The 14,583-nt window shown below is 41.5% G+C and carries 12 protein-coding genes, 10 tRNA genes and 1 rRNA gene; 1 reads left to right on the top strand and 22 read right to left on the bottom strand.

Going from position 1 to position 14,583, the window contains the following annotated elements; translation table 11 throughout:
* Positions 1-150: 150 nt before the first annotated feature.
* The 3 genes from nagA to tgt form a co-directional block, all read right to left on the bottom strand.
* Positions 151-1,302, bottom strand: coding sequence for an N-acetylglucosamine-6-phosphate deacetylase (gene nagA / locus D8855_RS06170; RefSeq protein ID WP_125416575.1), 1,152 nt, complete (start codon positions 1,300-1,302; stop codon positions 151-153).
* A gap of 151 nt (positions 1,303-1,453) precedes the next feature.
* Positions 1,454-3,271, bottom strand: coding sequence for an acyltransferase family protein (locus tag D8855_RS06165; RefSeq protein ID WP_125416573.1), 1,818 nt, complete (start codon positions 3,269-3,271; stop codon positions 1,454-1,456).
* A 100-nt stretch (positions 3,272-3,371) separates the two neighbouring features.
* On the bottom strand, positions 3,372-4,514 hold the full coding sequence (tgt, locus tag D8855_RS06160; protein ID WP_125416571.1) for a tRNA guanosine(34) transglycosylase Tgt: 1,143 nt from the start codon (positions 4,512-4,514) through the stop codon (positions 3,372-3,374).
* Between the two features lie 116 nt (positions 4,515-4,630).
* Here tgt and D8855_RS06155 point away from each other — a divergent pair, with 116 nt between their 5' ends.
* Positions 4,631-5,488 (top strand): DUF975 family protein, encoded by an 858-nt coding sequence (locus tag D8855_RS06155; protein WP_049551646.1) that lies wholly within the window; start codon positions 4,631-4,633, stop codon positions 5,486-5,488.
* Positions 5,489-5,513: 25 nt separating this feature from the next.
* On the opposite strand, the gene pcp is transcribed toward D8855_RS06155, so the two are convergent.
* The 19 genes from pcp to rrf all read right to left on the bottom strand — a co-directional run bounded on the left by pcp (position 5,514) and on the right by rrf (position 14,525).
* Entirely contained in the window at positions 5,514-6,158 is a 645-nt protein-coding gene (gene pcp, locus D8855_RS06150; protein ID WP_125416569.1) for a pyroglutamyl-peptidase I, read from the bottom strand.
* A 118-nt stretch (positions 6,159-6,276) separates the two neighbouring features.
* Entirely contained in the window at positions 6,277-6,639 is a 363-nt protein-coding gene (locus D8855_RS06145) for a DUF1304 domain-containing protein (RefSeq protein ID WP_125416567.1), read from the bottom strand.
* A gap of 10 nt (positions 6,640-6,649) precedes the next feature.
* Positions 6,650-7,075 (bottom strand): MarR family winged helix-turn-helix transcriptional regulator, encoded by a 426-nt coding sequence (locus tag D8855_RS06140; RefSeq protein ID WP_185757569.1) that lies wholly within the window; start codon positions 7,073-7,075, stop codon positions 6,650-6,652.
* A 199-nt stretch (positions 7,076-7,274) separates the two neighbouring features.
* Positions 7,275-8,477: a LysM peptidoglycan-binding domain-containing protein gene (locus tag D8855_RS06135; RefSeq protein ID WP_125416565.1), complete on the bottom strand. Its 1,203-nt coding sequence runs from the start codon at positions 8,475-8,477 to the stop codon at positions 7,275-7,277.
* A gap of 165 nt (positions 8,478-8,642) precedes the next feature.
* Positions 8,643-9,263 carry an HAD family hydrolase gene (locus D8855_RS06130; RefSeq protein WP_125416563.1) on the bottom strand — a complete coding sequence of 207 codons (621 nt, stop codon included), beginning with the start codon at positions 9,261-9,263 and terminating at the stop codon, positions 8,643-8,645.
* Positions 9,264-9,266: 3 nt separating this feature from the next.
* Positions 9,267-10,547 carry an MATE family efflux transporter gene (locus D8855_RS06125; RefSeq protein ID WP_125416561.1) on the bottom strand — a complete coding sequence of 427 codons (1,281 nt, stop codon included), beginning with the start codon at positions 10,545-10,547 and terminating at the stop codon, positions 9,267-9,269.
* A 60-nt stretch (positions 10,548-10,607) separates the two neighbouring features.
* Positions 10,608-12,092 (bottom strand): threonine synthase, encoded by a 1,485-nt coding sequence (gene thrC, locus D8855_RS06120; RefSeq protein WP_125416559.1) that lies wholly within the window; start codon positions 12,090-12,092, stop codon positions 10,608-10,610.
* 75 nt (positions 12,093-12,167) lie between these two features.
* A complete protein-coding gene (locus tag D8855_RS06115) occupies positions 12,168-13,445 on the bottom strand; it encodes a glutamate-cysteine ligase family protein (RefSeq protein ID WP_125416557.1) in 1,278 nt (425 codons plus the stop codon).
* A gap of 107 nt (positions 13,446-13,552) precedes the next feature.
* Positions 13,553-13,636 (bottom strand) — tRNA-Leu (locus D8855_RS06110).
* A gap of 9 nt (positions 13,637-13,645) precedes the next feature.
* Positions 13,646-13,717, bottom strand: a tRNA-Gln gene (locus D8855_RS06105).
* A 13-nt stretch (positions 13,718-13,730) separates the two neighbouring features.
* Positions 13,731-13,803, bottom strand: a tRNA-His gene (locus D8855_RS06100).
* Positions 13,804-13,814: 11 nt separating this feature from the next.
* A tRNA-Phe gene (locus D8855_RS06095) sits at positions 13,815-13,887 on the bottom strand.
* Between the two features lie 3 nt (positions 13,888-13,890).
* A tRNA-Met gene (locus tag D8855_RS06090) sits at positions 13,891-13,964 on the bottom strand.
* Positions 13,965-13,974: 10 nt separating this feature from the next.
* Positions 13,975-14,064: transfer RNA gene (locus tag D8855_RS06085), tRNA-Ser, on the bottom strand.
* A gap of 4 nt (positions 14,065-14,068) precedes the next feature.
* Positions 14,069-14,140: transfer RNA gene (locus D8855_RS06080), tRNA-Glu, on the bottom strand.
* An 8-nt stretch (positions 14,141-14,148) separates the two neighbouring features.
* A tRNA-Ile gene (locus tag D8855_RS06075) sits at positions 14,149-14,222 on the bottom strand.
* A gap of 34 nt (positions 14,223-14,256) precedes the next feature.
* Positions 14,257-14,327 (bottom strand) — tRNA-Gly (locus D8855_RS06070).
* A gap of 5 nt (positions 14,328-14,332) precedes the next feature.
* Positions 14,333-14,405, bottom strand: a tRNA-Val gene (locus tag D8855_RS06065).
* Between the two features lie 4 nt (positions 14,406-14,409).
* Positions 14,410-14,525, bottom strand: a 5S ribosomal RNA gene (rrf, locus tag D8855_RS06060).
* Between the last annotated feature and the right edge of the window lie 58 nt (positions 14,526-14,583).

The following is a 14,583-nucleotide window of genomic DNA, read 5'->3' as shown; positions in this document are numbered from 1 at the left end:
TAGATGAATAATTTACCTAGTGAATTTAGTTCTGTTTTACACATAACGAAAACACCCCGAAAGTTAGTCGGAAAAAATCTAACTTTTGGGGTGCAATTTATTCTTTATAAAACCTGAAAAGAAATCAGTCTTTAACTTCTACTTTCTATCTTATGCTTGATAACGTTTCACGCCATCTAGATAGGTTGCTACCAATTCCAAATCTTTATCTAGTACGATAAAGTCCGCGTCATAGCCTTCACGGATTTGACCACAGACATCGTCAATATGAACGGATTTAGCTGGGTTGAAGCTTGCCATCATAACTGCTTCGTGTGGAGAGGCAATGTTCCAGTCAACCACATTCTTCAAACCGTCTTTGAGTTTGAGAATAGAACCTGCCAAGTTACCTGTAGATTTGAGACGAGCAGTTCCATTTGCAACGACAACTGGGAATTCTCCCAACATGTAGTCGCCGTCTTCCAATCCACCCGCTGTCATACAGTCTGTGATAAGAGCAATATTTTCAGTTCCTTTTTGTTTGATAAGAATTTCGCAGGCTTTTGGATCTACGTGATAACCATCACAAATCAATTCTGCGTAAGTATGTGGGAGCTCATACATAGCTCCTACCATACCTAGTTCGCGGTGTGTTAAACCACGCATCCCATTATAGGCATGTACCCATACACTAGCTCCAGCATCAACTGCCTTCTTAGCTTGTTCAAATGTCGCATCTGAGTGTCCAAGTGCAACTGTCACACCTTCACCTGTAATAGTACGTACAAAATCTTCCACCCCATCACGTTCTGGTGCAATAGCGATTTTATTTAGCATCCCTTTTGCAGCATCCTGCCAAGAATGAAACTCCTCAACACCCGGGTCTCTCATATAAGTTGGATTTTGTGCCCCCTTAAAAGTTTCTGTGAAATATGGACCTTCATAATAAATCCCACGAATCTTAGCACCTGTTGCTTCTTTATAATGGTTTCCAAGATTTTCAGTGACTGCAAGCAATTGCTCATAAGTGGCTGTTAAAGTTGTGGGCAAGAAACTGGTAACACCGGTACTAAGAAGTCCTTCACTCATAGTATGCAATGTACCTTCAATGTTGTTGTCCATCACATCTACACCTGCATATCCATGAATATGAGTATCCACAAGACCTGGTGCAATGCTATAACCAGTATAGTCAAGAACCTCTGCTCCTTCAGGAATTTGATCCACATGTTTCCCAAATTTGCCATCAACAAGTTCTAAGTACCCACCGCGACGAATGCCAAATGGATAGAAAAACTGATCCGCTTTAACGTAATTAGGCATAATAATGACCTCCTTAAAAGATTACTTTTGATATTTATTATGTCAATTACATTATAAACCTTTCTGATTCATTTGTAAATGGTATAGACCTATTTTCTAGAGATATTTTAAAAGAGCTGGATTTCTCCAACTCTTCTCTTTTTAATACAAGTTATTTTGATTTGACTGGCTTGTCTTGAGCTGTTTGCAAGGCTGTAGCAATGGTATCTGCATACAATTTAGCTCCTGCTTCAATCTTACTATTGTCACTTCCAAAATGGACTTGGTCTGTTCCAGTCCAGATCTCTGGATGCTCTTTCGCAACTTGGTTCCAATCTGCTATCGTGATGTAAGGAGTCTTCTCTGCCAATTCTCTCATATAGGCAGCCTCTTTCTCAACGATTGCATAGGTCTCTTTTGTCTTATCTCCCTCATAAGGAGTCACCAAAACCATATGGTGGCCCTTAGGAAGATTTTTTACGATACTATCCCAGTCTTCCTTGTAATTTTCAGGATTATTTACCCCAGTTGCAATAACCACCATCTTTGGTAGAAATTTATTCTGGCTATTGTTGAGCATGATTTCGTTGGCGGTCTTGGTTGTTCTGCTGACTTGTGCATTAATCTGTGCTCCAGGAAGGGCTGTCTGCAAGGCTGTATTAGCTCTTAGTGCTACCGAATCACCAATTAACATAGTGCCATCAGCAATTCCTAAACTATCAGCTTCTGCTCGTTCTGTCATCACCTTGGTCTGGCTAATATTTGTTGCAGCTTGCTTCAAGCCATTGACAGTTAAGTCTGTCTCAAAAGCTCCCACTTGTGGTGCCAGCAAAGTTACTAAGAAGACAATGAAGGCCAAGATTCCAGTACTTGCTGCAAGGATTGTGTGAATATGAGGCAGGGGACGAAGGGCTTGTATAATAGGTGTGTTCTTTCCCGCAATCCAAGGTTCCAGCACATAAAATGACAGGCTGGCAAATCCATAAGAAAAAAACAAAGTCAGTAACACAGCAAGAAGATTTGATGTCAACTGTGAGAAAATGATATAGAAAGGCCAATGGAAAAGATAAACCGCATAGCTAGTATCCGCTAAAAAGCTGATCATCTTTGGCTCCTGCATGTTAGGAGTCTTTTCATGTAAGACACGCGCCGCCAGAATCATAGCAAGGGCTGCAAGGCTGGCAAGCAAGAAGCCCATAAGATAGGCAAAGAGATAGGTAAATTTGACAAAGAAGGTCAAAATGAGTAAGAATCCAAAACCTCCTCCAAAAACCAAAAGGGTCTTGCGTAAATCCCAGATTTTATCCAATTGCTTAACTAGGGAAGTCGTCTGACGAACGCCTACAATCGTTGCTAACACACTTCCCAAAAAGAATGGATAGATATGAGTTAAACTGGAGAAGTAAACAGAAGAATAAGAAGTTACTAGAAAACTACCAATAAACATAGAGAAGAAGCTGATCAAGAAGGCAGCAGCAGACAAGAGAAAGACCATTCCCTTCAACTGACCATTTGATTTAGCCTGTTTGGATAAGAACCAAACTGCCAAGCCCCAGAGGATATAGTAGTGAACCTCAACAGCCAAGCTCCAATTATGAACAAACAAATGAGGAATGAACTGAGATTCATAACTTCCTCCTGTTAGAAGTTCATAGAAGTTGGTCATGAAGCCTAAGACACCCGCAATTTGACCCCCAATTCCAGCCACATAATCTTGGCGAACTAGAAAGGTAAAGGGCATGGTTACCAAGACCATCAACACCACAGGTGGCACAATCCGATAAAAGCGTCTCCTAAAAAATCCTATCAAGTCAATCTCATGATTTTTAGAAAATTCTTCGATGAGTAGAGCCGTAATCAGGAAGCCTGAAAACGTGAAAAAGACATCTACCCCGAAAAATCCTCCAGGAAAGATAGTCTGAAAGAAATGATACAAGAGTACCAAAAGTAAACCTGTAATCCTAATCAAGGAAAACCATTTAATGCGCATACGAGTTTATTCTCCCTTTCATTATACACTTTATTCTATCAAAAAAAGAAGAAAAATCCCAAGAGAAAACTTAGGATTTTTAGCTTATATCAATTCCAGTTTAAAAATTACGGCCTGACTTATTATAGCCATATTTTTCAACAAAATACTCACGGAATTCCAAGAGATTGTCATCCATGATGGCTTGTCGCACTTGCTTCATCAGGTTAAGCAAGAAGTAAAGATTGTGGTAGCTAGTCAAGCGGATACCGAAGGTTTCATCAGCCTTGAGCAGGTGACGAAGATAAGCGCGTGTATAGTTCTTACATGTGTAGCAATCACACTCAGGATCCAGTGGCGTAAAGTCCTCAGCAAACTGAGCATTTTTGACAACCAAACGACCTTGACTGGTCATACAAGTCCCATTACGAGCGATACGAGTCGGCAAGACACAGTCAAACATATCCACTCCACGAATCACCCCATCAATCAAGCTATCTGGCGCTCCCACACCCATCAAATAGCGAGGTTTGTTTTCAGGCAACAATTGGGTTGTAAAGTCCAAAACCGCATTCATCTCTTCGTGGGTTTCTCCCACTGCCAAACCACCTATAGAATAACCTGGGAAATCCATGCTGACAAGGTCATGAGCTGATTGGCGACGCAGGTCTTCAAATCCTGCCCCTTGCACAATTCCAAATAATCCTTGGTCATGCGGACGACGATGAGCCTTCAAACCACGCTCAGCCCAACGACTGGTACGCTCGATTGATTTCTTCACGTAGTCATAAGGCTGATAAAACTGGGGACATTCGTCAAAAGACATCATGATGTCTGAGGCTAGATTATTCTGAATAGAGATAGCTTTTTCTGGCGATAGGAACATCTTAGAACCATTGAGATGGTTTTTAAAGGTTACTCCTTCTTCTGTGATATTTCGGCTATCTGCTAGAGAATAAACCTGGAAACCACCACTATCTGTCAAGATAGGCTGGTCCCAATTCATGAACTTGTGGAGACCACCTGCGCGAGCGATGAGTTCATCTCCAGGACGAAGCCAGAGATGATAGGTGTTTGACAGGATAATTCCCGAACCCATCTCCTTCAATTCTTCAGGCGACTGAGTTTTGACAGTGGCTTGTGTCCCAACTGGCATAAACATAGGTGTTGGGAAGGTACCATGGGGAGTGATGATTTCCCCCAGGCGAGCTCCTGTGTGTTTTTCTTTCTTAATCAAACGATATTTGATTGGTGAATCTGACATTTTTTACCTCCGAAGCTGGGAAAGACAGTCCCAGTTCATACTTTGTGCCCAAGGGCATACTGTATGATTTTATCAAAAAAAGCTGGAACTGTCACGAACTATGGTATAATGAGAGAATGAAATACCCAAAAATTGATTTAAAAACCATTCGTCTGCAGGCCAGACAATTTCAATCTGAAAATCCCCGCCTCTTTCTCGTCTATCTCTTACCTAGCATGCTGGTCATTTTGTCTGGCTTCCTCAATCCCTTAGAGCGTATCAACGAGTCTATTTTAGAGCAACCCTTTTTAAGCGTGCTTGGTCATGTATTCCAAGCTTACCTTTTTCCACTATTAGTCTCCTTTATCGGGACGATACTTCTAACCAGTTCCGTCTATACAACGCTGAAACTCATCAAGAATCCAGATACAGAACTATCCGTCAAAAATAGTCTCACTCTCTTTAACGAAGAGCACTTTTCACAAACCTTTTTAACTCTCCTTCTCAAACGCTTCTATCTCTTTTTATGGAGCATTCCTAGTTTGCTCGGGATTTACTTCCTCTTTTACAGTAGCTTTCTTGCAAAGAAATTCGTTGCCCTTCATCCTGAGTTTCCCAATCTGGATCTTACGTCAATTGAAACCGAGCGTTTCCTCATGACATTTGGTCTCTACTTTCTAGCAAGTATCCTCTTGATGATTGTCGGAAATAGTCTCTATATTCCACAATACTATGCCTATTCGCAGGTAGAATTTCTCCTCTGTGACACCCTAGACTTAGGACAAGCCAAACCAGGACAAATCCTTAAGACCAGCCGTTTCCTGATGAAAGGCTACAAATTTCAGCGCTTTGTCCTAGACTTACAACTCCTTCCTTGGTACTTCCTCAATTGGATTACTTTTGGGATTGCTAGTTTCTCACTCCTACCCTACATTCAAATCAATAAAATGATTTTTTACCGAGCAGTATTGGCTCGAAAACGTCCAAAAGCTTGAAGGTGGCCCCTCAAGCTTTTTTCTATCAATGAGTTTCTCCACCTACCAACTTGAGGTCTTGATCTCCATGTTCGATGATGGCGCCGATTGCCGCTTCTATCCCTCGCCTAATGTCCACTAAACTCATAGCTGGAGTGGTCGGTCGATTCACCACCTGTTCCATCATATAAGGAATGTGCATAAAACCTGCCTTAACATGGGGAAATTTCTTTTCTGCCAAATAGAGGGCCTGATACATCAAATGATTGCAGACAAAAGTCCCTGCAGTATTGGAAACAGAGGCCGGCAATCCCTCTTTTTTTATAGCTTGAACCATCGCTTTAATCGGCAGACTACTAAAGTAGGCCGGAGCACCGTCTGGGCGAATGGGAAGATCAATCGGCTGATTACCTTCGTTATCAGGAATGCGTGCATCGTCTTGGTTAATGGCCACTCGTTCAGGTGTCAAGCTAGACCTTCCACCTGCTTGGCCGATACAAAGGACAAAGTCCGGTTGATAGCGGTTCATCTCTTCTTCCAATACTTGAGCCGATTTGTGAAAGACTGTCGGTACTTCTAGCCAACGAACCTCCGCACCATGGATTTCAGCTGGTAAACCTTTAATGGCTTCCAAAGCTGGATTGACCTTTTCCCCTTCAAAGGGCTCAAAACCTGTCACTAATACTTTCATTTCTAACTCCTTACAACCAATTCCATGAAACTCTTTTTCCGACAATAAAACAAGTATAACATATTTCCCTTATTCTGGAGTGAAAAGGACTAGCGAGACTAGGATTGACCTTTTGATTTTATTTAAAAAGTAAAATACTAATCAAGGCAAAAATAGCTGGTCCGCCTTGCTTTAAAATAATTTTTTTATCTGCTGTGAGAGAGCCATAAGCCGCAGCACCAATCACAAACAAGACAAAAATAGTCACAATTTCTAAATTCTGTGAGAAATAAATGCCATACAAGAGAAAGACTCCTAGCAGAGCATTATAGATTCCTTGATTTTTAAACAATGAAGTTACTGACGGACGAGCCAGTTCTTCCTTATCCATCTTAAAAACACGACTAGTCGCATCTGATTGCGTTGCAATACTTTCCAAATAAAAAATGTAAAAATGCTCCAAAGCAACAATCGTTGCTAAAATGATTGTCATAATTGACATCTATTTCTCCTTAAATTTCTATATTTTCAATACCCAAAACCAATTTATTTACTAAACGGCTGAGTTCTGTTCTTTCAGACTCTGTTAAGATACTTTCCATCTCTTGCTTAACCTTGATATGCTGCAGAGGTGGATTCACCACTAACTGCTCCTTGGCATACTTCGTAGCTTCTACCAACACTTCCCGCTGATTTTCAGGATTGCGATGACGCTCCACCAAACCTTCCTTTTCCAAAATCTTGAAATGTCGTGTCAAGGCGGCCTGATCAATCTTCAAACGCTCCTGAACCGCTATTTGATTACAGGGAGAATTCTCCAGCAAAAATAATAAAATCTGATACCGTGTCAAACTAATCCCAAGTCTTTTTTCAAACAATTGCGTACTCGCTTGCTCAGACAAGCGGAGTTGATAAAGCAGATTTTGAATCTCCATCATTTCTTTTCTCTTTTCGATTGATTCATCAATAATTGACTAATCAAGTATAATATAAATTAAAATAGATTGCAAGAATGTTGCTTGGATTATTACAAGATGGTAACTTCCCATTCAAATTGATAAACAAAAAACGAACGAGACTCGCTTCCTATCATGAAAGCTAGATCTCATTCGTCAAAATGATATTACAAAGTCTGGTTTATCCATTCATTGAAACATGAACGTGATCATAGTGATTTTCTGTCACGCTACCACGGTCTGGCATTGGGTTCCAAGTATTAGCTGGCCCATATTTGCTATCGAATGGAGCATAGAAACGTTGTTTCCAAATAATGTAACTAATTCCACGGCTGGCCATGTTTTGAATAGCGTATTCCGCAATCTTATCCCCTAGTTCTGAGCTTTCTGGTACCATAAAGTCGATAGACAAACCTTTTCCGTGATCTCCACTATCTCCTGGACGGTAACCACTAAAGGATGTGATGCCAAACAAGTTGGCAATCTCTTCTTTAAAGGCAGCTGTTTGTGGTTGAAGACCTGCATTTTCAGATTTCGCTACCGCAAGTCCAGCATAATCTGGAGCTGCTGGAGCTGCGTAAGTTGCTGAAGTTGTTTTCGTCTCTTCTGGTTGATAAGTAGAAACTGCTGTTGTAGCTTCATTTGATGAGGCTTCTTTTACTTCTTCTGAACTTGTTGTAGTTGTTTCGGTTGCTTTTTCTTCTACTGGCGTTGTAGTTGCTTCCACTACTGATTCAGCTTGAGGGCTTGCTTGTATTTCATGCTTATCAGCTGGAGTCGTTGCCTGAGGAGCTGCCTCTGCAACTGCACTACTTGTTTCGGCTGTTTGCTCCTCTGAGACAGAAGTCTCTGTAGATGGTGCCACTTCTTCTGAAGCAGTCACTGTCTCTGCAACTTCTGAATTTGTTGCTACTTCTTTTGTACTTGTATTTTCTACCTCTTTTGGCGCTTCTGCAATCGGTTGAGAAAGGTCTGCAACCTGAACAGTTTGATCATCAACCGTCACTTGATTGGTTGTCAAATCTGCTGTCGCAGTTGTCACTTCTTCACTAGAAGCCGCTTGAGGTGTTTGGATTTCAACTTCCGTTATTTCTTCTGCTTCATTGACAGTCGTTGTCAAAACAGTTTCTGGGAAAATCAAGTCCATATTCGTGATTTTATTCAAATTCGCAAGAACTGTGACATCTACACCCAAGGCTTCTGCAATGGTGCTCAAGGTATCACCATACTGAACGGTATAACTTGTTTTGTTATCCATTTTAGTCAAATCGTTTTGGATTTGCTCAACACTACGTGCAGTCCAAAGAACTTCTTCTGCTTGAGTTGCCAATACTGGGGCAAATGACAAGGCTACCGTTGAGGCTAATAATATTCTTTTCTTCATTCTTTCAAATTCCTTTCAAATGAGTACCTGTCTATGATAACACAAAAAAAGCAGAAAAAAAGCCCTCTCGGGCCTATTTAACAGAACTGTCTATTCCTTGTAACAAACTCGGTTACTTGAAATAGTTTGTTAGGTCTCTGTCACAAAACTGACACAATATTTTTATCACTTAACCTTAAAAATAAGAGGAATATCTGCTAACGCTTGAATCCTGTAATTGCCTTCATAAGACGACTCTAAAAAGTTGATGCTTTGAATCCCACTATTCTGGGCAAATTCCACATCCATAGTCCGATCCCCTATATAATAAGTATTATCAAGATTCAACTGATACTCATCTATCAGATATGCGACTGCTTCCGGACTGGGCTTTCGCGCAAAACCACTTTGATTGGTTAAAATCTCTGTAAAATAGGATTCCAAACCCAAGTCTCTGAGAATGGTAAAAGCGTTGTCCCCCTTATGAGTATAGACAAACTGCTGAATTCCTGCTTGGTCTGCCCAAGCTAGCACCTCACGCGTACCTGGCATCAAAACTACCTGAGCATTTTTCTCAGCCAGACTCTGGGCACGCACTTGATTTAGCACTTCCACATCCAGCTTTCGCTCTTCTGCCACTTGTACAAGCAAATTCTGCACAGAATACTTGAGGATAAACTTTCTCACCTTCTCCTTATCATAAGGAATAGCAAACTGACCAAAAGTTTCCTCAATCCCTGACAAAATCGCTTCATAAGAGTCCAATAAAGTCCCGTCTAAATCCCAAATAAAAGCTGTTTTTTGCATTTCCTATCCTTTCAAGCTCATATAACGCTGATAACGGTAACGTAGAAATAACCAACGAAAACCATTATCCAAAAGGGTTCCGGCCCAAATACCAGGCAAGCCCCAACCAAGAACAATCCCCATCAGATAGGCTGTCCCAATGCGGATACACCACATCCCTATACTTGTCGCATAAAAGGGAAGCCGAGCATTGCCCAAACCCTGCCAGACTGCTGTATAGATGACTGTTCCTATCGTCATAGGAGTACCAAGTAGTGAAAAAAGTGTCACTAAAACACTAGCCTCCACCGCTAGAGAATCAGTCGTATAGAGATGAGTTAGTGGTATACCCAAAGCATAGATACTGAAGGTCAAGGGTAACATGAGGACCAGAGAAAGCCCAAAGGTTTGTTTACTCAACTTATCTACTCTATTCCAATTATCCTCTCCAACCGCTCGGGCCACCAGCATGACCGTTGCCGTAGCGACGCCAAAGGCAGGCATGTAGTTAAACTGAGTCAAGACTTCTCCGACTGCATTTCCCGCCACCGCCTCCGTTCCAAAAGAAACGACCAAGGCAATGATAACGACATCTCCAGCCCGCATCATGAGCCGCTCTCCAGTTGCTGGCAAAGCTAAGGTCAATAGTTCCTTATCTAAACCAAAAGTCGGTTTCTCAAAAGGCAGCTTTAATTGCGACCATAAAATCACAAGACCTATCAAACGAGACAGAATTGTCCCCCAAGCAACACCAGCTATTCCCATATCCAGAACAAAAATAGCTAGACTTGAAAAAAGAATATTCAAGGCATTAGATAAAAAACTAACATAGAGAGGCAGACGTGGATTATGTGTTGCACGAATCAAGGCTCCCAGACTAGTCATTAAACCTAAGAGAACAATCGATCCGCCTACCAAAGATAGATAGAGTCCACCACTCTCAGCTACAGCCCTCTCCGTTCCCAATAGTCCTATCATCTCTTGCCCAGCGAAGATGGACAAAGCTCCTAAAAGGAAACTTAATAGTAAGGTAATCTTCAAGGCCTCAGTCACATGATAGGCTAACTTCGACTGGTCTTTCTGCCCCATGCTTTTTGAAATAACACTGGAAATAGCAGCTCCCAGAGCGATGAAAATCGCCTGGTAAATCGTGATAATATTGCCAGCTACTGATACACCCGAAATAGCTATCAAGCCCAAGTGGGCTACCAAGTAACTATCCACCATCCCCATGAGCATCTGCAAAAAGTTTTCGCCCATAGCTGGCAAGGCAATATTAAGAATGTCTTTATTTTTCTTAAACAATCCTTCCTCCTGATGAAAAGAAACTCAGTTGGTTTCCCAACCGAGTTTACTCCCTCTGTCTTAAAGTCCTAGATAAGCCTCAACCGCTACTTGCATGTCTGTTGCTGCAACAGTTGTCTTATGACGAACTTGCGCTGTTTCAAGGCCATCAACTGCTGGTGGCACAGCCACTCCTGAAATGTCATGTAATTGAGCCAAGGCTTCAAAGTCACCAAGCCCTGATTTTCCAGTTACAGCTTCTACTGCAACCACTGGGAACTTGTATGGACTCGCTGTTGATGCAATCACCGTCTTAGTCGCATCGCCAGTAGCAGCTTGGTATTTCTTATACACTGCTGAGGCAACCGCCGTATGTGGATCCTCAATATAAGAATCTGACTCATAAACACGCTTGATTTCTGCTGCCGTTTCTTCCTCAGTCGCATATTCAGCTGCAAAGAGGTCAAGAATCTCTGTATCAAAATTAGTCAACTCATATTGACCTTGGCTATTCAAAGCATTCATGAGTTCAGCTGTCTTAACCGCATCATTACTCAAAAGATGGAAAATCAAGCGCTCCAAGTTTGAAGACACTAGGATATCCATAGATGGGCTAGTTGTTACCTTAAACTCACGTTTCTTGTCATAAACACGTGTCTTGAAGAAGTCTGTCAAAACATTGTTGTCATTTGAAGCACAGATTAATTTGCCAACTGGTAGACCAATTTTCTTAGCATAAAAGGCAGCCAAGATATTTCCAAAGTTTCCTGTCGGTACCGTGAAGTTAACCTTTTCACCAGCTACAATCTCACCAGTTTTAACAAGCTGAGCGTAGGCATAAACATAGTAGACAATTTGTGGCACCAAACGGCCAATATTCATAGAGTTAGCCGATGAAAATTGCAACTTGTTGGCTGCCAACTTCTCACGAAGAGCCACATCGTTAAACATATGCTTCACATTCGTTTGGGCATCATCAAAGTTACCATCAATAGCAATAACATGAGTATTGTCACCAGTCTGAGTGGTCATTTGCAACTCTTGTACCTTGCTGACACCATCCTTTGGATAAAAGACGATAATCTCAGTACCAGGAACATTCGCAAAGCCTGCCATAGCAGCTTTCCCAGTATCACCAGATGTCGCTGTTAAGATGACAATCTTGTTCTCCAAACCATGCTTCTTAGCAGCTGTTGTCATAAAGTATGGCAAGATAGACAAGGCCATATCCTTAAAAGCAATTGTTGAACCATGGAAAAGTTCCAAGTTATATTGCCCGTCTAATTTCACTAATGGTGCGATAGCTGGAGTATCAAATTTGCTATCGTAAGCATTGTTGATACAGTAGTCCAACTCCTCAGCTGTAAAGTCATCTAAAAATGCTGACAAAACTAACTTAGCAACTTCCTGGTAAGAAGCATCTTTCAATTTGTCAAAGTCCAAATCTATCTTTGGATAAGTAAGCGGTGTAAACAAACCGCCGTCCGTCGCCAAACCTTGCAAAATAGCTTGGCTAGCAGTTACTGTATTGTTGGCATCACGCGTTGATTGATAAACTAATGTCATTACTCTCTATCCTTTATCTATAGTCTCTTCCATTATATCATGATTTTTCAGAAAATTCTCCCTTTATAAGAGAAATTATAGGCCCAATTCTTCTTTCAAAGGCTGTAAATAGATCGTTTCTTGCTTATTTCTCATCTCCAGTCCTTCCTCAGCTAGCAGGAGTAAGTCTTTGGAAAATTCAATAATCCCAGCTTCTTCCTCATCTGTAAGCTTTTTCTTAGAAAATTGCCGTCTTAAAAACTTATAATTTCGCCCAAATTCTTTAAAGAAAGGTGCTGTTTCTAAATAAGCTTCTAACTTATCTAAATTAACTAACAGTCCCAAGTGAAAAGCTGCTGAAGCGAAGGTTCTATCTAGAGGTTGAGTACACACACTACGAAACTCAACTGTTCCGCGAGTCGTTAAGTCTTGGTACTGATAACTACGATGGGTTTCAAAATCCTTCTCTTGAGGATAAATAATAATCTCATCCCCATTAAGCGCATATGCTTGGATTTCAGGTATAGCCAAATAGTCCCTAGCCTGAATCGGATAAAAATAATAGGTTTGTCCATCACGTTCCGCAGTAAAAATTGCAGAATGATCTAGATAATCAAAAAAATCATCCTCATCTTTAAAGAGACTAGCATTGACACCAACATTCTCTGGATAGATACCATGCATAGATTCTTCCCAGAAAATATCTCTTGAGATTTTTGTATCCCAATCTGCACCTGTAAACTCAGAGTTTGCAAATAAATAAGCCTTCACTGCTTCAATTTGGGTAAAAGCATTAATTACCCGTAAATAGTTAGACTTTGAAACATCTAACTGAACCTGACTCCCACAGATAAAAGCACCATATTCAGGGAATTGATGTAAGTCTGACTCAGTCACATTCCTACTCAAACTCAAATAGTCTATCAACATTTGATAACGTGGATAAGCAACTGGACAATTCTTATTTTTATCCCAGTTAGGATGAATGCCACAGCCAACAATAGCATGATTTGATTCAGCTAACTTCTTCTGGATTGCTTCCATATAAATACTAAAACGTTCTTCAACTTCTTGTATCGTTTCAGCCTTACCAAATGCAAACTCTATCGTGGTATAGGAAACTTCAAATAAAATAGCATCCTGACTTACTGGATCAACTAACTGAATAGGATTTCCAAAATCATCAACCTTTTCTACAGTTAAATCCAAAGCAGAAACTAAATATCGGAATAAGTGCTTGATAACTTCAACATCTGTAGCATCCCCTTCTAGATTTGTAACAGGATATTCCAGCTCAATCCCGACAAACAATTCAGGATTTTCTTTAATATTTTTCAAATACCGATGTTTTAATAAATCGATAGAACGAGACATACTTCCCTACACTTTCATAATCTAAATAAAATTTAAATAACTATTATTATAGCAAAAATAATATAAAAAAGGAACGAAGATTTACAACGTTCCTTAACTCTATACTATACCGGCGGCCGGGGTCGAACCGGCACGTCCTTGCGGACACTGGATTTTGAGTCCAGCGCGTCTGCCAATTCCGCCACGCCGGCAAATAGTAACTGGGGTAGCTGGATTCGAACCAACGCATGAGGGAGTCAAAGTCCCTTGCCTTACCGCTTGGCTATACCCCAATAATATAAAATAGGCGAGTGATGGGGATCGAACCCACGCATGCCAGAGCCACAATCTGGTGTGTTAACCACTTCACCACACCCGCCATAATTTTATTAGCGCGAGACGGAATCGAACCGCCGACACATGGAGCTTCAATCCATTGCTCTACCAACTGAGCTACCGAGCCTTATTGCGGGAGCAGGATTTGAACCTACGACCTTCGGGTTATGAGCCCGACGAGCTACCGAGCTGCTCCATCCCGCGTTAATACAAAAGGAGGATGTGGGATTCGAACCCACGCACGCTTTTACACGCCTGACGGTTTTCAAGACCGTTCCCTTCAGCCGGACTTGGGTAATCCTCCAAAATAGTCCGTACGGGATTCGAACCCGTGTTACCGCCGTGAAAAGGCGGTGTCTTAACCCCTTGACCAACGGACCAAACTTTATGGGCACGAGTGGACTCGAACCACCGACCTCACGCTTATCAGGCGTGCGCTCTAACCACCTGAGCTACGCGCCCAAGTTAAAAAACTTGGTAATTGAACAAAGTTCAAAGCGGGTGACGAGAATCGAACTCGCGACAACAGCTTGGAAGGCTGTAGTTTTACCACTAAACTACACCCGCTTAAATGGGAGTTAACGGGATCGAACCGCTGACCCTCTGCTTGTAAGGCAGATGCTCTCCCAGCTGAGCTAAACTCCCTAGAGCTAAGCGACTTCCATATCTCACAGGGGGCAACCCCCAACTACTTCCGGCGTTCTAGGGCTTAACTTCTGTGTTCGGCATGGGTACAGGTGTATCTCCTAGGCTATCGTCACTTAACTCTGAGTAATACCTACTCAAAATTGAATATCTATTCAAACCAAGAAAACCGTTCTTC

It is taken from the genome of Streptococcus mitis (assembly GCF_003942685.1).
GTDB lineage: Bacteria > Bacillota > Bacilli > Lactobacillales > Streptococcaceae > Streptococcus > Streptococcus mitis_CD.
The sequence above is the reverse complement of the archived record's forward strand: the minus strand, read 5'-3'. Positions and strand labels throughout refer to the sequence as shown.